The sequence below is a fragment of the Flavobacterium sp. W21_SRS_FM3 genome (assembly GCF_052113625.1).
In the GTDB taxonomy this organism is placed as follows: domain Bacteria; phylum Bacteroidota; class Bacteroidia; order Flavobacteriales; family Flavobacteriaceae; genus Flavobacterium.
On sequence record NZ_JBGQOD010000002.1, the window covers coordinates 416,813 to 435,608 of the forward strand.

The 18,796-nt window shown below is 33.2% G+C and carries 17 protein-coding genes; 8 read left to right on the forward strand and 9 right to left on the reverse strand.

The window, feature by feature from the left end:
* Positions 1–32: 32 nt before the first annotated feature.
* The 3 genes from ACEN2K_RS05295 to guaA all read right to left on the reverse strand — a co-directional run bounded on the left by ACEN2K_RS05295 (position 33) and on the right by guaA (position 4,043).
* Positions 33–434, reverse strand: a complete 402-nt coding sequence (locus ACEN2K_RS05295; protein WP_441758282.1) for an OsmC family protein — start codon at positions 432–434, stop codon at positions 33–35.
* Positions 434–2,389: a LysM peptidoglycan-binding domain-containing protein gene (locus tag ACEN2K_RS05300; RefSeq protein WP_441758283.1), complete on the reverse strand. Its 1,956-nt coding sequence runs from the start codon at positions 2,387–2,389 to the stop codon at positions 434–436. The genes ACEN2K_RS05295 and ACEN2K_RS05300 overlap by 1 nt, the downstream gene beginning before the upstream one ends.
* Before the next feature lie 124 nt (positions 2,390–2,513).
* On the reverse strand, positions 2,514–4,043 hold the full coding sequence (guaA, locus tag ACEN2K_RS05305) for a glutamine-hydrolyzing GMP synthase (RefSeq protein ID WP_441758284.1): 1,530 nt from the start codon (positions 4,041–4,043) through the stop codon (positions 2,514–2,516).
* 290 nt (positions 4,044–4,333) lie between these two features.
* Between guaA and ACEN2K_RS05310 the strand changes: the two genes are divergently transcribed.
* The gene (locus ACEN2K_RS05310) at positions 4,334–4,861 is read left to right on the forward strand and encodes a hypothetical protein (RefSeq protein WP_441758285.1); all 528 of its coding nucleotides are present in this window, start codon (positions 4,334–4,336) and stop codon (positions 4,859–4,861) included.
* A gap of 65 nt (positions 4,862–4,926) precedes the next feature.
* On the opposite strand, the gene ACEN2K_RS05315 is transcribed toward ACEN2K_RS05310, so the two are convergent.
* Positions 4,927–5,589, reverse strand: a complete 663-nt coding sequence (locus ACEN2K_RS05315; protein WP_441758286.1) for a hypothetical protein — start codon at positions 5,587–5,589, stop codon at positions 4,927–4,929.
* Positions 5,590–5,858: 269 nt separating this feature from the next.
* On the opposite strand from ACEN2K_RS05315, the gene ACEN2K_RS05320 reads away from it, so the two are divergent.
* The 6 genes from ACEN2K_RS05320 to ACEN2K_RS05345 all read left to right on the forward strand — a co-directional run bounded on the left by ACEN2K_RS05320 (position 5,859) and on the right by ACEN2K_RS05345 (position 11,674).
* Entirely contained in the window at positions 5,859–6,242 is a 384-nt protein-coding gene (locus tag ACEN2K_RS05320) for a RidA family protein (protein ID WP_441758287.1), read from the forward strand.
* A gap of 72 nt (positions 6,243–6,314) precedes the next feature.
* Positions 6,315–7,571: a voltage-gated chloride channel family protein gene (locus tag ACEN2K_RS05325; RefSeq protein WP_441758288.1), complete on the forward strand. Its 1,257-nt coding sequence runs from the start codon at positions 6,315–6,317 to the stop codon at positions 7,569–7,571.
* A gap of 67 nt (positions 7,572–7,638) precedes the next feature.
* A complete protein-coding gene (locus ACEN2K_RS05330) occupies positions 7,639–8,646 on the forward strand; it encodes a DHH family phosphoesterase (RefSeq protein WP_441758289.1) in 1,008 nt (335 codons plus the stop codon).
* 3 nt (positions 8,647–8,649) lie between these two features.
* Positions 8,650–9,348, forward strand: a complete 699-nt coding sequence (gene gldI / locus ACEN2K_RS05335; protein WP_441758290.1) for a gliding motility-associated peptidyl-prolyl isomerase GldI — start codon at positions 8,650–8,652, stop codon at positions 9,346–9,348.
* Positions 9,349–9,367: 19 nt separating this feature from the next.
* Entirely contained in the window at positions 9,368–10,495 is a 1,128-nt protein-coding gene (locus ACEN2K_RS05340; RefSeq protein WP_441758291.1) for a peptidylprolyl isomerase, read from the forward strand.
* Between the two features lie 33 nt (positions 10,496–10,528).
* Positions 10,529–11,674: a peptidylprolyl isomerase gene (locus tag ACEN2K_RS05345; protein ID WP_441758292.1), complete on the forward strand. Its 1,146-nt coding sequence runs from the start codon at positions 10,529–10,531 to the stop codon at positions 11,672–11,674.
* Between the two features lie 113 nt (positions 11,675–11,787).
* Here ACEN2K_RS05345 and ACEN2K_RS05350 read toward each other — a convergent pair whose 3' ends face one another.
* Entirely contained in the window at positions 11,788–12,228 is a 441-nt protein-coding gene (locus ACEN2K_RS05350; protein ID WP_441758293.1) for a hypothetical protein, read from the reverse strand.
* A 288-nt stretch (positions 12,229–12,516) separates the two neighbouring features.
* On the opposite strand from ACEN2K_RS05350, the gene ACEN2K_RS05355 reads away from it, so the two are divergent.
* The gene (locus ACEN2K_RS05355) at positions 12,517–14,691 is read left to right on the forward strand and encodes a PAS domain S-box protein (protein WP_441758294.1); all 2,175 of its coding nucleotides are present in this window, start codon (positions 12,517–12,519) and stop codon (positions 14,689–14,691) included.
* Between the two features lie 13 nt (positions 14,692–14,704).
* On the opposite strand, the gene ACEN2K_RS05360 is transcribed toward ACEN2K_RS05355, so the two are convergent.
* The 4 genes from ACEN2K_RS05360 to ACEN2K_RS05375 form a co-directional block, all read right to left on the reverse strand.
* On the reverse strand, positions 14,705–15,310 hold the full coding sequence (locus ACEN2K_RS05360) for a GNAT family N-acetyltransferase (RefSeq protein ID WP_441758295.1): 606 nt from the start codon (positions 15,308–15,310) through the stop codon (positions 14,705–14,707).
* A 135-nt stretch (positions 15,311–15,445) separates the two neighbouring features.
* Entirely contained in the window at positions 15,446–15,802 is a 357-nt protein-coding gene (locus ACEN2K_RS05365; RefSeq protein ID WP_441758296.1) for a hypothetical protein, read from the reverse strand.
* A 106-nt stretch (positions 15,803–15,908) separates the two neighbouring features.
* A complete protein-coding gene (locus ACEN2K_RS05370; protein WP_441758297.1) occupies positions 15,909–17,087 on the reverse strand; it encodes an AIR synthase related protein in 1,179 nt (392 codons plus the stop codon).
* 179 nt (positions 17,088–17,266) lie between these two features.
* Positions 17,267–18,763, reverse strand: a complete 1,497-nt coding sequence (locus tag ACEN2K_RS05375) for a carboxypeptidase regulatory-like domain-containing protein (RefSeq protein ID WP_441758298.1) — start codon at positions 18,761–18,763, stop codon at positions 17,267–17,269.
* Positions 18,764–18,796: the final 33 nt, after the last annotated feature.

An 18,796-nucleotide genomic window follows, 5' to 3' on the forward strand; every position in this document is an offset into this window, starting at 1 on the left:
AGAATAGTGATTAATCTGCAATAATTATTAGCTTACTTCCACTTGAAAGTTATTTTCTTATCGATTTCAGCACTCAAACTTAAAAAAACTGGACATGTCATTGCTGTTTTCTCTAGTATCGCCTTATGTTTTTGCTCCACAACAACATTCATGTCAAATGAAATTTCTACTACTCCTATTCTCCTTGGGTCGGCATTCATAACTTTATTGACAGAAGCTACAGCGCCCGTTAAATCAACTGCTAAATCCCTAGCCTTAATCCCCATTACTGTCATCATACAGCTCGCCAATGCATTTGCAACTGTATCAGTAGGTGAAAAAGCTTCTCCTTTACCATTATTATCAAGAGGAGCATCTGAAATAATTTCACTTCCAGACTGCAAATGAATAGAGGATGTTCTCAAATCAACCAAATACGTTACTTTTGATGTCATTATTTAGCTTCTTTAATCGTTAAATCTGAATCATAATACATTATAAAAACACCTTTATTAGTATATCCACCGTCTGGTTTTTTATAATACTCAAATTTATTTTCTACCTGTTCTGTAGCGGCTGCATTAACTGTTTCTTCAAACTTCACATCCTGAACTAAACGCATCATTGTATCAAAAGTAACATCAAAACCACGAGTAGCATAATCACTTGGGAAAATGTTATTGATTTTTCTATATTTCTTATCAAATATTGCCGCCTCTGGCGAAACATTATCCCTTGTTACAGATGGGTACATTAATTTCAATTTAGTCAAATTTAGAAATTTAATCTCATCAGTATCTAATGTTTCATTTGGTTCTAAAATCACTAATTGCACTTGATAAGCAGGCATCGAACTAACCATCGCTGCAATTGTTGTTTTTACCATCCAAGTATTAGCGGTTTCCATAACAACGTAATTCATCCTGTCTTTAACCAACATGCTTTTCAAACTCTCTGTTGAAACACTACCATTATCCTTAAAAGCCACTAAAGGAACTGACTTTTGATAGTCCTTAAGGTATTGAAGTATGGACTCTTTCTTCCTATCAACAACAGCCATAATGTTTCCATTGTGCGCACGCATGTAATCAAACATCGTGTTTTTTATCACTTCATTTGTTGGAATAGTCTGATATAAATTATTGTAAGGATTTCCAAGATCTTTTGAAAGGGGAGAAATAACAGGAACATTATTTAACGCCACTAGCTGTGCAGCCGTTTCTGCATTGCTTTGGTAAAAAGGCCCTACAATTGCATTAGCCGTTTCTAGTTTATTGTCACGAATTAAAGTCGCAACCGAAGAACCGTTTTTAGTTTCTTGTGAATCATAAATTTCTATATCAATAGGCAAGCCTAAAGTTTTAGCAGAATCAATCGCAATTAAAGCACCTGCATAAAAATCAAGTGTCATATTCAAAAACTTGTCCTTCTTTAAACGACTGTATGTTGAATTTATGGTATCTCCTTCTATTCTAGAAATATTAAAAGGAAGCAACATAGCCATACGCTTGCGTTTTCCTTCAGTAATTATTTTCGACAAAGCCGTGTATTCCTTTTTCTCTTCCTTAACCGCTTTAACTTTAGAGGGAACTTTTAATATCATTCCTATCTCTACGCCATTAAGCAACTCAGGATTGAGTTTTAACAACTCTTCCTGTGTTAAATCAAACATTTTAGAAAGACTGTACAGCGTTTCTTTAGGTTTTACTTCATAATCCAAGTAAGCAACAGGTATCAAGGCAGCCGTCATCTTTTCTTTAGCATTCTCGCTGTTCACCACTGCAGCATCTACTGCCTTAGGAGCCTTAGTGCCCCCTCCTTTGATAAGTAATCGATAACCAATAGGTAAATTTTCGACTACATCAGGATTGCGCTTTTCCAGCTCAGCAATAGTGATTCCGTATTTTTTAGCAATAGAATATTTAGTTTCTTTTGGAAGTACTTCATGATAAATTCCCTTTGCTGCAACTGCAGATGGAGTAATTGAACTAGTTTTAATAGCATCTTTAGAAGGAATCACTAGCACCATTCCTATTTGCAAACCTTCTTGTTCTATTAATGGGTTCGCTTTTTTCAATTCGGCATCACTAACACCGTATTTTTTAGAAATACCGTATAAGGTTTCTTTGGCAAGCACTAAATGAGTAATCCCTTGATTAGCAACTACAGTTTTTTCTACTACAGTCTTCCCGTCTGATTTTGCAGGAATTAACAGTACACTGTTAGGTTTTAAACCACTTTGTGCATCTGGGTTTAATTGATAAATGTCATAAGGTGTTACCTTATACTTTTGGGCAATTTGATTGATCGTTTCTCCTTTTTCTACTTTATGTGTCAATGTTTTTCCTTGCGAAAAAACAGTTCCTGTAAACATAAAACATGCAACACAAATGCCTAAAAAATATTTCATTATATCTGTTTATAAAATTATTGATTCAAAGATAACAAAACGGTATCAAATTTTATTCCAAAAATCTGATACCGTTTTTATATATAGAACTTAAAATTAAAATTCTTATTGTTGACAATTTAAATTATTCCCATTCAATTGTTGCTGGTGGCTTAGAGCTAATATCATATACTACTCTATTGACACCTTTTACCTTATTGATAATGTCATTAGACACTTTCATTAAGAAATCATACGGCAAATGCACCCAGTCAGCCGTCATACCGTCAGTAGATTCTACTGCACGAAGCGCCACTACTTTCTCATAAGTACGTTCATCACCCATAACTCCCACACTATTAACAGGAAGTAAAATAGCTCCCGCCTGCCATACTTTATCGTATAGTCCCCATGATTTCAATCCGTCAATAAATACTTTATCTACATCTTGCAAAATTTGAACTTTCTCAGGCGTGATATCGCCCAAAATACGAATAGATAATCCTGGTCCTGGAAAAGGATGTCTACCTAGTAATTCTGGATCAATACCTAAAGAAGCTCCTACTCTACGCACTTCATCTTTAAAAAGCATACGAAGCGGTTCTACAATTTTAAGCTTCATGTAATCAGGTAACCCTCCAACATTGTGGTGCGATTTTATGGTCGCAGACGGTCCTTTTACAGAAACCGACTCAATGACATCAGGATAAATAGTTCCTTGTGCTAACCATTTTACGTCTTCAATTAGATGTGATTCATCATCGAAAACTTCGATAAAAACTCTTCCTATAATTTTACGCTTAGTCTCAGGGTCACTAACGCCAGCCAATTCTGACAAGAAGCGATCTCCAGAATCCACTCCTTTTACATTTAATCCCATTCCTTTGTATTGATCTAATACATTTTGGAATTCATTTTTTCGAAGCAAACCATTATTTACAAAAATGCAATATAGGTTTTTACCAATAGCTTGATGCAATAAAACTGCTGCTACAGTAGAATCTACTCCACCAGAAAGTCCTAAAACAACTTTATCATTACCTACTTTTTCTTTCAACTCAGATACCATTTCTTCAACGAAAGCTTTAGGTGTAAAATTCTGAGGTACTTCGGCAATTTTTACTAAGAAATTCTCTAACATTTTTGAACCATCAGTTGAGTGAAAAACCTCTGGATGGTATTGAATAGCATAAGTAGTTTCACCTTCTATTCTATAGGCTGCAAATTCTACATCATGCGTACTTGCTAATTTAATAGCATTAGTAGGCAAAGCTTTTATGCTATCACTATGACTCATCCAAACTTGGCTATTCTCAGAAACATTTTCAAAGAACACTTCGCCCTCTTTGATATATGACAAATTAGCCCTACCATATTCTCTAGTGTTTGATGCCGCTACTTCACCACCACTAAAGTGAGATAAGTATTGTGCGCCATAACAAACAGCAAGCATTGGTAACTTACCTCTAATTTGTGATAAATCAGGATGAGGAGCATCTTCTGCACGAACAGAAAAAGGACTTCCACCTAATATTACGGCTTTATAACTGGATAAATCACTCGGAATGTGATTATAAGGGAATATTTCGCAGAATATATTTAATTCGCGAACTCTACGCGCAATAAGTTGAGTGTATTGCGATCCGAAATCTAAAATAAGTACGTTGTGTTGCATGCGCAAAAATACTTTTTATATTCGGAATTGAAAAATTGATTTTTGAAAAAAATTGATTTTTTTATAAATCAATAAAAGTGATGAATTATAACCAAACATATCACATAGAAATAATGTGAAAATTGAATACCTATCAAACCTATTGGTAAATTTGCAAACTAGTTTTTTTTCAAAATACCTCATAATAGTTATAACATTTACTGCCATTAATACAAAACTTTTTTCTTTAGCTTACTTTTACACTTTGCTATCAAATAGCAATATTTTATTAAAAATTTAAATTTTAGAAAATGAAATTAAAAACATTAACCCTAATCACACTGGTTGCAATAACTGCTATTTCTTGCAGCGTTATTGATAATCTATTAACCTTTTCCATTTCGAATAGCACATCTTTTAAAATTGAAAGTGGTTTTCCCCTTGGAACTGCCTTTGAAGTGATTACTCCTGAAGTTACCACAAACTCTAGTGCTGTATTTGAAAACAACAATACTAAAGCGGAGCTAGTAAAAGATGTAAAACTGAAAGATTTAAAAATTAGCATAACAGATCCAAGCGATAAGAATTTTAGTTTTTTAAAATCCATCCATTTGTACATCTCAACTGATGCTAATGATGAGATTGAATTAGCTTATTTAGAAGACATCAATTCTACCACTAACACAATTGATCTAATTCCTACATCACAAAGACTAGATAAATACATTAAAGCTTCTAGTTATAAAATACGTACTAAGGCTGTTATTAAAGAGTCTATAACTAAAGATATTACTGTAAAAGCAGATATGAAATTTAATGTGACAGCAGATCCATTTTAAAAATCAAACATTTTTAAAATTCACTAAAGCAAAAAACCGTTGGGCTATTCCCAACGGTTTTTTTATTATTCTTTGATCAAAATTATAGTGGCTTTAAAACCAGTTCCAAGATTCCACTGACTGGCCGATATCAAACCGCCTTTATCATCATACACTTTAAACTCTGCTGTGTTAGGTCCAGAGCTTCCTTGGTTTAAGGCTTCAAAATCAATTTTATTAAAGCCTTTTACTAATTCAATTTCGAATCCCTTAAAATCACTATCTAAATTTACTTGGTATTCAATTACCTTATCATTTAAATACACTCTAATTTGATCCCCATCTACATAAGCTGCATCACGATACTGTACTTTAGCTGTAAGCGAATTTGTTTTGAAATCGCCTAAGTTTTGATTTTTCCTGTAGACAATACTACCTTCTGGACTCTCTTCTTTTTTATTCATTTTATCCCTTATAGCATCTCCTGGATTAACAAAGTTATTTTGAGGTGTCATAGAAATTGTAGCAGGTTTACCTATTTGAAAAGCCGAATTAGACGGTAAAGCATCTGGCTTTTTAAAAATATTTGGAGCTACAATCACTGGTGGTTCTACTGGAGGTGTTTTTTTGTTTGCTTTAATACCCATATCTACTGGGGGAATAGCTTTAAATTTACTGCTAAATTCATTCTGCGCATATCCTGTAGCTGTTAAGCCTACTATTAAAATTAAAAAAAGCAATCTTTTCATATTATTTATTTATTGAATTGTCTATTTATTTTTTAAAAATAAAAAAAGCAAAATTATAATGACATAATAGCAATGTAATTTAACTCAGTATTACAACTATACTATTTAAAAATTATTATTTTAAATAAAATTAATTACTTATCACAGCGTATAGATTTTACTATTGAATCAGTCACTTTTATGACTATTTTTCATAAATTGCAAAAAATATACCAAAGATAGGTTCTGATTTAATTCTTTAATCAAAACCACCTAAAATCATAAGCGCTATGAAAAGAGAAAACATACTATCAGGTTCAGCCTGGGAAGAAAAAATGGGATATTGTCGTGCTGTTCGCATTGGAAATATTGTAGAGGTTTCTGGTACTGTAGCTATTGTTGATGGAGATAAAGTAAAAGCCACTGATGCTTTTGCACAGACAATCAATATTTTAGAGCGAGTGGAAAAAATTTTAGAAGATTTAAATGTAAGCATGAAGGATGTGATTCGCACACGAATATTCACAACAGATATCAACACCTTTGAAGCTGTCGCAAAAGCACATGCATCTTTTTTTAAAGATATTAAACCTACTACTGGTTTTTATGAAATTAGTAAATTAATTGCTCCCGAATATTTAGTTGAAATAGAATTTACAGCAGTAATTGCTTAAAAACAATATATTTTGAGTGGATTGTAATACTTTAGCAAAATTGTACCTTAGCAATTCCCTTTTCTACAAAGAATGATTTTAAAAAACAGTTCAAAACTACTCATCAGCTCCTTAAAATGGATTTTTATATGTGCACTTATAGGTGTTTTATCTGGTTCTGCTTCTGCATTGCTTTTAGTAGCATTGCAATGGGCTTCCCAATATAGAGAAAATCATGACTGGATCATATGGTTATTGCCTTTAGGAGGATTATGTATTGGCTTAGGATACTACTATTACGGAAACTCTGTAGTTAAAGGAAATAATTTATTATTGGAAGAATACGACAGACCCAATAAGATTATCCCGCTAAAGATGGCTCCATTTGTGCTTTTAGGCACAATAATCACTCATCTTTTTGGTGGTTCAGCTGGTCGAGAAGGAACTGCTGTACAAATGGGAGGAGCACTAGCTGATCAATTGACCACCCTATTTAAACTTAGTGCTACCGACAGAAAAACAATTATTATTTTAGGAATTAGTGCTGGTTTTGCCTCGGTATTTGGTACACCACTTGCAGGCGCACTCTTTGCAATTGAAGTATTGTATTTTAGCAAAGTGAGCTTTACAAGTATTCCTTTATCCTTCATAACGGCCTATTTTGCTTACTTTACTGTTGAATTATGGCAGGTGAAACACACACATTACTTTATCCCTATAGTTCCTGAATTAAATTTTCAGTTGTTTTTATGGATTATTCCGGTAAGTATTCTTTTTGGAATAGCAGCTATGTTATTTTCAAGAAGTACACACTATTGGGGTACTTTATTTTCTAAAACAATTAAATATCCCCCTTTTCGTCCTTTTATAGGTGGTCTGATTTTTGCAGTAACGATATATATTATTGGAACAAATAAATATTTAGGCTTGGGAGTACCAGTTATTGTTGAATCATTTTCAAAGCCAAGTGAGTACTATGATTTTTTATTAAAAATACTATTCACCGGATTTACACTTGGCGCTGGGTTTAAAGGCGGAGAAGTCACACCACTATTTTTTATAGGAGCCACTTTAGGGAGTACATTGTCTCTCTTTATACCGCTACCAATAGCACTACTAGCTGGAATGGGTTTTGTAGCCGTTTTTTCCGGAGCCACTCACACTCCAATTGCTTGCACCGTCATGGGAATAGAACTCTTTGGTATTGATAGCGGCCTGTATATTGCGATAGCTTGTTTTATTGCTTATTTAGCTTCAGGTTCTATCGGTATATACCATTCACAAATTGTTAAAGGACCTAAATACCACTTATATCAGCATCTAAAAAAGAGAAATTTAAAACAGTTTTAAATCCAAACTGTTTGATAATTATAAATGATTTTAAACTTTACATTAAAAAAATGTAATTTCGCACACTATGAAAATACAAGACATTCAAGCAATAGCGTTGTTATTAGCAACACCAAAAAAAATTGTAATCATTCCACATAGAGGGCCTGACGGCGATGCTATGGGTTCTACATTAGGATTGTACCACTTTTTATTAAAATACAATCATGAAGCGATCGTGATTGCTCCAAATGAATTTCCTGACTTTTTAGCATGGCTTCCTGGTGCTGAAACCGTTAAAATATTCGAAAAAGATAAAGAAAACTGTACTAAACTACTTGAAGCAGCAGATTTAATTTTTACATTAGATTTTAATGCTTTACACCGCACTGGAGGAGACATGGAGCAGGTTTTAGCGCAACAAAAAGCGCCATTTATTATGATTGATCATCATCAAAAACCAGATGATTATGCTGCTTATACCTATTCGGACACTTCTTTTGGATCTACATGTGAAATGATTTATAATTTTATATCCTTTCTTGATAAAAAAGAAGCAATTGATAAAACAATTGGAACTTGTCTATATACTGGTATCCTTACAGACTCAGGTTCTTTCCGTTTTCCAGGTACCACAGGAAACACACATCGTATCGTAGCAGAGTTGATCGACATGGGCGTTGAAAATACTGTTATACCCAATTTACTTTTCGAAAATAGTTCATACCACAGATTACAATTATTAGGTAGAGCTCTTCAAAACATGAAGGTACTCACAGATCACAATACTTCTTACACTACCCTAACCCAAGAAGAATTAGATCTATTTGAGTATATAAAAGGGGACACGGAAGGAATTGTAAATTATGGATTAAGTATAAAAGGTGTTATTTTTACAGCCATTTTTATTGAAAATAAAGACGAAAAAATAATTAAAATTTCTTTCCGCTCACAAGGTGATTTTGATGTTAATCAGTTTGCAAGAGATCATTTTCATGGCGGCGGACATCGCAATGCAGCAGGAGGAAAATCAGAGGTTTCAATGGAAGAAACTATAATTAAATTCGAAAAATTAGTTGCACAACTAACGATATAACACATGAAAAAATTGACTAAATTAATTATAGCAACATTACTTTTTTCTCTAATGCTTACTGGTTGTAAACAGCGTCAAGAAGCAAGAAGACCCATTTCGCACAGTTCTGGAACTTTCATGAAGAAGTCCGTTGTTCGAAATAAAAAGCTTGTAGCCAGTGAAGAGGATTTAATAAAAGCTATAATAAAGAAAAACAGTGAAGTGGAATATTTTGCTTCGACTAAGGGCTACTGGTACGCTTATGACACTAAAAACCCAGCTGATACTATCACTCCTAAAAAAGGTGACATTGCTTTCTTTGATTATGAAATCAAAGATTTGGACGAGAACATCATCTATTCTGAGTTAGAATTAAGACCTCAAACCTATTATGTTGATAAGCAAGACATCATGATGGGACTTAGAAGCGGAATTAAACTAATGCATAAATCTGAAAAAGTTCGTTTTCTATTTCCTTCTCATATGGGTTTTGGTTATCATGGAGACAATAAAAAAATTGGAGTAAACCAACCTCTGATTGTTACTGTTACCCTTAGAGATTTTATGCCAGAAACAGTTTATAAACAAAGAAATACTGCTCCTAAAGTCACTAAAGAAACAACATTGAAACCAACTACTAAAGACAGTACTCCCGCGCCAGCAGTAGTTCCTGTTAAAAAACCTGTAGTTGTTCCAACAAAAGCAAAAGACACTTTAAAATAATAAGTTAATTAACCCTGATATGAAAAAAAGAATCCTATTCGTATTACTAGCAATTGCTACCTTATCTTCTTGTAAAGAGGACAAAAATAATCTTCCTGATGGTTTATATGCCAAAATTGAAACAAATAAAGGAGAAATTATTGTGGCTTTAAATTATAAAAAAGCACCGATTACTGTAGCTAATTTTGTAACGCTTGCTGAAGGAAAAAATGATTTTGTTACTAACAACAATCTTAAAGGACGTCCGTTTTTTGACGGATTAAAGTTTCACAGAGTCATCAATGATTTTATGATACAAACGGGAGATCCTTTAGGGACAGGCTCGGGTGATGGTGGGTATAAGTTTAAAGATGAAATCACTGATCTACGTTTTGATGAGGGTGGCTTATTAGCAATGGCTAATAATGGTCCTGCAACAAATAGCAGTCAGTTTTTTATCACGCATCTTGCTACACCTTGGTTAGATGGTAAGCATACTATTTTTGGTCATGTTGTAGAAAAAGGGATGGAAGTCGTTAATCAAATACAGCAAAACGATTATATCAATAAGGTAACTATAATTCGTAATGGAGAAGCGGCTAAAAAATTCAACGCAGTCAAAACATTCTATGACTATTTTTCGGTAGAATCAAAAAAACAAAAAGAAAAACTTGCCATAGATGCACAAAATAAAAAAGCCTATGACGAAAAATATAAGGATGTACGCGAAGACAAAGTGAAATTTTTAAATGCATTGAAAAGTAAAGCAACAAAAACTTCAACCGGACTTAAGTATGTAGTGACAAAAAAGACTGGGGCTAAAAAACCTGCTAAAGGTACACCTATATATATTCACTATGCTGGTTTTCTAGAAGATGGGCAGCTATTTGACACTAGTATTGAAAATGTGGCTAAGACTTTTGGAAAATTTGACCAAAACAGAGCAGATCAAGATGGTTACCAACCAATTCCTTTTCAGGCCGGCAGAAAAGATGGTATGATTCCTGGATTTATTGAGGGATTAGAAAAACTATCTTATGGCGAAAAAGCGGTTTTATTTATTCCATCTCATTTAGCTTATGGCGCTGGTGGAGCTGGAGATGTTATCCCGCCAAATGCGAATATAGTTTTTGAAATAGAATTAGTCGAGGCAGCTTCACAACAATAAACAAATACGTAGTTTTTTCTTAAATTATACCATATGAAACTAAAACTTTTAGGCCTTTTAATCTTAGGCTTTTTAAACATTCACGCACAAGGCACAAAAAAAGCAACAGGAAAAAAAGTTACTCCAGAAGGAATCTTTGCCTTAATTTCAACTAACAAAGGAGATATAACTTTACAGTTAAATTATGAAAAAGCACCTGTTACTACCGCTAACTTTATAAGCCTAGCTGAAGGTAAAAACCCTTTTATAACAGATGCTAAATTAAAAGGGAAACCTTTTTTTGATGGTTTAAAATTTCACCGAGTGATCAATGACTTCATGATACAAACAGGAGATCCGCTTGGAAACGGTTCTGGTGGAACAGGATATGCTTTCAAAGATGAATTTACAGACCTACAATTTGACAAAGGTGGAATTTTGGCAATGGCTAATTCTGGACCAGAAAGTAACTCTAGTCAATTTTTTATTACGCACAAAGAAACACCTTGGTTAAACAATCGCCATACCATATTTGGTCACGTAATTGAAGGGATGAACATCGTAAATAGCATTGTTCAAGGAGATGTCATTACTAAAGTTACTATTTCTCGCAAAGGGAAATCAGCGAAGCAATTTAATGCCGAAAAAGTGTTTGCACACTATTTTAATAATAAAGCTGAAGACGCTAAAATACAAGCGGCTAAGGAAGCGGAAGCAAAAAGAATTGAAAACGAAAAATATGCATCAGTAATCGCTGAAAAAATTGCTTATTTTAAAAATATAAAAGAAAACGCTACCACTACTCCATCAGGACTAACTTACAAGATAGTTCAAAAAGGAAGCGGAATTAAACCTGTTGACGGTAGCACTTTCTATTTTCATTATGCAGGCTATTTTGAAGACGGTAATCTATTTGATAGTAGTTATGAAGAAGTAAATAAACTTTATGGAAAATACGATGCAAATCGTGCTTCGCATAATGGATATAAAGCTTTCCCATTTGAAGCAGGACGCAAGGAAGGAATGATCCCAGGCTTTTTAGAAGGATTAAGTTTAATGTCTTACGGAGATAAAACAGTACTATTTATCCCTGCAAATTTAGCTTATGGGGAAAAAGGCGCAGGAGGAGTAATACCACCCAATGCCACTTTAATTTTTGAATTAGAAATGTTTGAAAAACAACCTGAACAAAAATTATAATAAGATTAAAAAAGAGAGAAACCCGATGTACTTAACGTATATCGGGTTTTATTTTTTTTTAGGATATTCAAATGCAGATAGATAATCTCAAGTTTCAAAAGAAATGGTGACTATTATTTACTCTTAAACTTCCAATCGAATTCATCTTTCTGGTTGATTATCGCTCCAATTTCAAACTTCACTACCTCATCAAATTCGGTTTGAAAGATAATCCAGTTTTCTTCATTGAAATAATTTTCAAAAGTATCGAATTCTTCTTGTGTAAATTTAGATATGCCATGTTGTGACAATTCCTTTTTGACATCAGTTATTTTTTTACCGATAATCTTTTTACCAAAAAGCTCAATATCTGGACTAGAAGCGACCATATAACCCAATTTAAACTCTTCTTCTTGATAGAACGTAAGCCTTATTTTAAGGGCATTGTATGCAAAAATCACATTGTCATCTTCATCCTTATAATTCCTATCTGGCTTACCATATATAGCAGTAACATCTTTCTGCTTCATCCCGAAAATGAGTTTATCAATTCCGTTTTTTAAGTTTACTTTCATTTCATTTAATTTTAAGCAAAGTTCGCAAAGTTTTTGTAAAGTGTGCTATAAATTTATTTTTAAAATATAGTGGTTTAAAAATCATCTTGCTGTTATAGAATATTAAATGCAATGCAACTACAATGGATGCCGGTTATAAAAAGCTTTCTAGTACAAATAGTAATACATTATTTTATTTAACCTAAAAAATATCATAAACCCTTACAAAATAAGATATAAATCACTAACTTTCATACACATAAGATTCCTAAATTATTTAACTATTTGTCAATTTAAAATTAGTACACTATGAGAATTTCTTTTGAAAAAAAAATATTCCTTGGATTTATAATCAATGTACTTATCGTATTAGTTTCTGGTTTAATTTTTATTACAAGAATAAATGTTGATAGAGATATCGCTAATGATTCATTTTTAAATTGGATCGAAATTACATTATTTATTTTATCAATAATATTATTAGTAGTAGTATATTTTATTATTCGCAGCCAACTTGAGGCTAAAAATAAATCACAAAAACTTCTATCTGATAGTAGGAAGTTACTACTTTCTATCATTGATAATACCACTAATCCCATATTTATCAAAAAAATAGATGGTGAGTATTTGTTAGTTAATAGGCAATTTGGTAAACTTTTAAAAATTACAACTGATGAAATATTAGGAAAGACAGATTATGATTTTTTACCTAAAAATATTGCAGATGCTTATCGCGATTCTGATTTAGAAGTGGTTAAAAAACTTCAAGAATTAAAAACCGAAGAAACCATTATTCAAGAAAATGAACCACATACCTACATTGCAGTAAAATTCCCATTATATGACTCAAATGATCGTATTTATGCCATTGGAGGAATTTCTACTGATATTACAGACAGAAAGAAATTAGAGAATTCATTAAAAGCGGCTGATAAGTTCTTTAATATGTCTTTAGATATGATGGTTATTGCTAAAAATGATCTCTTTATAAGAGTTAATCCCGCGGCCTGTAAAATTTTAGGTTATTCTGAAGATGAATTAACTACCTCATCTTACCTAAAATTCATCCATCCTGAAGATCAAGACGTAACTAAGCAGGAAATTACAAAATTAGAGCAAGGAAATCTTACCATAAAATTTGAAAATCGATGGATTGCCCAAGATGGTTCCATTAAATGGTTATTATGGTCTTCATCTCCTGATGTAGAAACAGGACTACTGTATGCAGTAGCGAGAGATGTAACAGAACAAAAAGAAACCGAAAAATCACTACTGTCTGCTGAAAAATTCTTTAATATGTCTTATGACATGCTTGCCGTGGGTAAAGGAGATTATTTTGTAAAAGTTAACCCGGCATTTACTAGGACTTTGGGATACGATCAAAAAGATATGGATCATAAAACCTTTTTATCCTTCACACATCCAGAAGACACCCAAGCTTCAATAGACGCTATAAACAAACTTAAAAAAGGAGAATCGCTAATTAGCCTTCGAGCGCGAGCAAGATGTAAGGACGGTAGTTATAAATGGCTGGACTGGACCAGTACAATTGATATAGTTACTGGCGATATGTTTGCAGTAGCACGAGACGTAACTAAGTTAGTTGAATTTGAGGAATCTTTGAAGATGACAGACAGCTTTTTTGATATGGCGTTTGACATTCTTACTGTAGCAAAAGAAGAACATTATATTAAAATTAACCCTGCTTTTACTAAAACATTGGGGTATGATCAAAATGATTTAAATCAGATAAAATTCACTGATTTAACACATGACGATGATAAATTGTTAGTTGAAAAAGTTTTGGAAGAATTATTGAAAGGAGAACCCATCGTAAGTTTTAAAAACAGAATTCGTTGTAAAGATGAAAGTTATAAGTGGATCCACTGGCATTGCAGTTATGATCCAGTCAAAGGTATTATTTACATGGTGGGCCGAGATATTTCTGAACAAATTAGAATTGAAAATGAAGAAAAGGTAATTATTAACAACTTATATGAGAATGAAGAAAAGCTACGATTAATACTCGAAAATATTGGTGACGGTGTAATTGTAGCCAATGTCGAAAAAGAAATTATTATGGCAAATTATGTAGCCAATGAAATATTTGAAATAGAAGAAGGCGAAAAAATTTCTCTGAATCTAACAGATCATTTCCAATTGTATTTCCCAGATGAGAAAACTATTTTTCCATCGCAAAATTTGCCCATGGAACGCGCTCTTAATGGTGAAGTAACAAACGATATTGATATTGTATTATGGGATCCAACAACCAAAAATAAAAAAAGAGTACTCATTAGTGGAAGACCATTAATTGATCAAAATGAAAATGTAGTTGCTGCCGTGGTTACTATCAAAGACATCAGTAAATATAAAGAAATGGAAAAAGAACTGATAAAAACAGAATCCAAATATAGAAAACTGATTGGTTTTAGAAAGGATGAAGAGAGCGAAGAAAGTGAAGATATTGAAGACAAAAAATAGAACTCCAGTCAAATTAAATACTTTTGATACTGGCCATCAAGTTTGGTTTCACTTTTTCAAACCATTCTTTTTTTAATATGCTTAATACGATTGTATCACGACGTACATCACTGTCATATGTTGGCATATGATTTCGTAGTACACCTTCCACAACACAGCCGATACTTTTCATTGCTGCAATACTTCTAATATTAGCATTATCAGCTCTGAACTCTACCCTTTCTACATGCAATGTTTCAAACGCATATTGTAATAATAAAAACTTGCAATGTTTATTTAGACCTGATCCTCTAGTTTTTGCACTATACCAAGTATAGCCTAATTGTAGTGTTTGATAATTTAAATTAATATCATAAAACCGAGTACTGCCTACATATTTATTAGTTCTTTTATCGAAAACTATAAACGGAAGTTGCGTTTGATCTTCTTTAGCTTTTACTGCTAAATCTATATAGCTGGTTAGATTCTCACTGCCATTTGCTCTTACTAAAGAATAATACCAAGTTTCTGGTTCATTTAAAGCATATTCCAGTAAATAATCAAAGTCGCTACGCTCTAGTAAGCGCAGTTTGACTATTTCATCTTCAAGAACAATATTTTGAGGAAATTTAATATGCATTTTACAAATTATTTTTTAACAATAGTACAAATTTTCACAATAAGTTTAACACTAAGTAAAAACTAAAAAAGACATTAAAAATTAAAGATTATCTTCAATTTTTAATGTCTTTCAATATTTAAAAGTTGGAACAGATTATTCAGTCATTTCATCGTACCGCTCTGGGACTTGTGGGTCATACAGAGGACACTTGAATTCTTCCATAATATCTACTAGTTTATCCATCGTTTTGCCTTCGGTACCATAACAATCAATTTGTATACTTTGAGGTGTAGTTTTCACTTGAAATGCTCCCACTCCATTACTGTTTTTCCAGCTCGTATCGTCTACTTTTTCCCATTTTGAAAATACAGATGCTATTCTATTTAGGATTAGCTGTATAGGCAATTCCTCTAGGCCATCAATAGTCGCTTCTTCTTCTAAAGATTCATAAACCTCCTGGTGATTAAGATAAACACCCTCTAGGTATTTCCAAAAAAGTAATTCGTACATATAGTTTATTTTTAGCCCCGATCGCAGCGACATCCTTTATGTTCTTTCTTTAAGAACATAAAGATACAGCGGAGAGCGGGATTAGCTTCATAAGTTAAAAACTCAATTAATATTCAAAAGTTCCGTACTCGCTACTGATTGTTAATTTTTTATCAGCGGCAGCTTCTACTCTTCCAACAATTTGCGCATCTACATTGAATGATTTTGAGATCGCAATAATATCTTCAGCAATGGCTTCAGGAACGTATATTTCCATTCGGTGACCACAGTTAAATACTTGATACATTTCTTTCCAATCTGTTTTAGACTGCTCTTGTATTAATTTAAAAAGTGGTGGAACCGGAAATAAATTATCTTTTATAATATGTAGCTTCTCAACAAAATGTAAGATTTTAGTTTGAGCACCCCCACTACAATGTACCATTCCGTGAATGGAATCAGAGTTATAGTTGTCTAGAATTTTTTTAATGATAGGTGCGTAGGTTCTTGTTGGTGATAAAACTAGTTGACCAGCATCAATAGGCGAATTTTCTACAGCATCAGTCAGTTTAACTTGACCTGAATAGACTAAATCTTCAGGAACAGCCGCATCAAAACTTTCAGGGTATTTAGTAGCCAAGTAGTTATCAAATACATCATGACGTGCTGATGTTAGTCCGTTACTACCCATTCCGCCATTATAACTTTTTTCGTAGGTTGCTTGACCAAAAGAAGCCAAACCTACTATAACATCACCCGCTTTAATATTAGCATTGTCAATTACTTTAGATCGCTTCATGCGAGCTGTAACTGTCGAATCTACAATAATGGTTCGCACAATATCGCCCACATCGGCAGTTTCTCCACCAGTTGAATGAATACTTACTCCAAAAGAGTCTAATTCTTTAATCAATTCCTCTGTACCGTTTATAATAGCCGAAATAACTTCAGCAGGAATTAGGTTTTTATTTCTACCAATTGTAGAAGAAAGCAAAATATTGTCAGTAGCTCCTACACAAAGTAAATCGTCAATATTCATGATTAATGCATCCTGAGCAATGCCTTTCCATACGGATATATCTCCTGTTTCTTTCCAATACATATAAGCCAGAGAAGATTTAGTACCTGCTCCATCTGCATGCATTATCAGGCAGTAGTCCTCCTCTTGTGTTAAGTAGTCGGGAACAATTTTACAAAAAGCCTGAGGAAATAAACCTTTGTCAATATTCTTTATAGCATTATGCACATCTTCTTTGGATGCCGACACACCTCTAAGGGCGTATCGTTTACTCGTATCTGAACTCATGTAGTGTAGTTGTATAAGCTGCCAGTGAGCAACTAGGTTGTGCGAGCAAAGATAAATATTTTTTTGTTTAAGAGTATGCTCTGCTGGGAAGAGTTTTAGCAATCAATTTTGTACTTAGGTATAAAAAAACACCCAATTCTAATGAATTGGGTGTTTTTAATATTGTAAATTTAACTATATCATTCCCAGTCAGGCATGCTTGCATTGGAGAACAAAACGGTACGTATTGCACCAGTGCTACTTGTTCCACTAGTCGATTTTATTATGCTTTTTGTAGACAATCCATCATTTGAAGTATTCATAAAAATAAATTCAGCTTCATTAGGCGAATATCTTATATCTAGATCTAATGTTCCTACTGGCTTTTCTAATCCTAGTTCAGTGGTAATAGATGAACTAAGTACATGTTGAAAACCCCTGGAATCTAATTGCCTGTAATTGGCATCTTCAAAACCGGATACATCTCGGGTAAAGATTATCTTCTGTCCATCAATTGAAAAATTTAATCCTCCAACAGCTCCTGAAGTTCCTGAAACAACAGTATTAACTACCGTGCCTGCAGTATTGATAATATAAATCTCAGCATTATATCCACTAGCATCATTAACTTTTAAAGCAATTTTAGCACCATCATTACTCCAGTCACATTCTGATATAAACTTCCCGTTTGGAGTTTGATAAATTTTTGTCAAACCACTACCATCATTATTTATTCGATACAGTTTGTCGAAGTATGGATAAATAATTTGGCTTCCCGAGGCATTCCACGAAAAATTGATGAAATCCGGATTAAATCCGGTTATAGGCACTGAATTTGTAACTTTGAAAACACCTGAACCATCGGGATTCATTGTATAAATATGATTCTGCGCTCCGCTTGCTCTAATAAAAGCAATTTTTTTGGCTTGATTATTTTTTCTTGGTCGCCAACTACTTATATTTGAAGAAGTTAACTGCAGTTGTTTACCGCTGTCGTCGCCAGAATAAATAACATAATTATCACTTTCTTTTTTAACAAATAAAAACCGCGAATTTGGAAATGCCATTGTAGTAAAAGTTCTAGTAGCGCTCAAAACAGGTGGATTTATACCGTCTGATACTGATATCTGCCAGTAATACTTGGTACTGTACGTAAGTCCTTTTAGAGTATAATTTATTTTAGATATATCAGAATAAACAACAACTTCATTGTTACTGTCTTTTTTTAAAATGACCTCATATTTCAGACTATCTTTCTCTGGATCGGTTGCTGTCCAAGTTAGGTTTAATTCCAAAGCCTGATTTATAGCATTATCTGAAGGAGATGTCAATACTGGTGCAGTAGGAGGTTTGTTATTAGTGGTAGATAATTTAAGTTCAAATACTAAATTACTTGATTTATCAGTATTAACAGTAGCCGCTTCAAACTTAGTAATGTAACCTTCTTTTTGAGCCTCGAAAGAATAATCCCCAACTTTCACATTAGGAACAACAAACTTCCCTTCTTCATCAGTAAAAACAATACTGGTGTTTGGATTTGAAAATACCTTTACGTTCGCTAAAGGTTTAAAATCTACGGCGCTTACTACTTTACCTTCGACAGTTCCAAATTCATCTCCTGCAAGCTTTTCTTCGGTACAAGAGAATACTGAAATTAACAAGATCATCAAGCTAATTTTAAGATAAATATTTTTCATCATTATAGGATTAAAATTATTAATGAGCTATGA

Bases quoted from the DNA above. Each gene is read 5' to 3' on its own strand.
- ACEN2K_RS05295 (WP_441758282.1), bottom strand. From the start codon at position 434: ATGACATCAAAAGTAACGTATTTGGTTGATTTGAGAACATCCTCTATT.
- ACEN2K_RS05300 (WP_441758283.1), bottom strand. From the start codon at position 2,389: ATGAAATATTTTTTAGGCATTTGTGTTGCATGTTTTATGTTTACAGGA.
- guaA (WP_441758284.1), bottom strand. From the start codon at position 4,043: ATGCAACACAACGTACTTATTTTAGATTTCGGATCGCAATACACTCAA.
- ACEN2K_RS05310 (WP_441758285.1), top strand. From the start codon at position 4,334: ATGAAATTAAAAACATTAACCCTAATCACACTGGTTGCAATAACTGCT.
- ACEN2K_RS05315 (WP_441758286.1), bottom strand. From the start codon at position 5,589: ATGAAAAGATTGCTTTTTTTAATTTTAATAGTAGGCTTAACAGCTACA.
- ACEN2K_RS05320 (WP_441758287.1), top strand. From the start codon at position 5,859: ATGAAAAGAGAAAACATACTATCAGGTTCAGCCTGGGAAGAAAAAATG.
- ACEN2K_RS05325 (WP_441758288.1), top strand. From the start codon at position 6,315: ATGATTTTAAAAAACAGTTCAAAACTACTCATCAGCTCCTTAAAATGG.
- ACEN2K_RS05330 (WP_441758289.1), top strand. From the start codon at position 7,639: ATGAAAATACAAGACATTCAAGCAATAGCGTTGTTATTAGCAACACCA.
- gldI (WP_441758290.1), top strand. From the start codon at position 8,650: ATGAAAAAATTGACTAAATTAATTATAGCAACATTACTTTTTTCTCTA.
- ACEN2K_RS05340 (WP_441758291.1), top strand. From the start codon at position 9,368: ATGAAAAAAAGAATCCTATTCGTATTACTAGCAATTGCTACCTTATCT.
- ACEN2K_RS05345 (WP_441758292.1), top strand. From the start codon at position 10,529: ATGAAACTAAAACTTTTAGGCCTTTTAATCTTAGGCTTTTTAAACATT.
- ACEN2K_RS05350 (WP_441758293.1), bottom strand. From the start codon at position 12,228: ATGAAAGTAAACTTAAAAAACGGAATTGATAAACTCATTTTCGGGATG.
- ACEN2K_RS05355 (WP_441758294.1), top strand. From the start codon at position 12,517: ATGAGAATTTCTTTTGAAAAAAAAATATTCCTTGGATTTATAATCAAT.
- ACEN2K_RS05360 (WP_441758295.1), bottom strand. From the start codon at position 15,310: ATGCATATTAAATTTCCTCAAAATATTGTTCTTGAAGATGAAATAGTC.
- ACEN2K_RS05365 (WP_441758296.1), bottom strand. From the start codon at position 15,802: ATGTACGAATTACTTTTTTGGAAATACCTAGAGGGTGTTTATCTTAAT.
- ACEN2K_RS05370 (WP_441758297.1), bottom strand. From the start codon at position 17,087: ATGAGTTCAGATACGAGTAAACGATACGCCCTTAGAGGTGTGTCGGCA.
- ACEN2K_RS05375 (WP_441758298.1), bottom strand. From the start codon at position 18,763: ATGAAAAATATTTATCTTAAAATTAGCTTGATGATCTTGTTAATTTCA.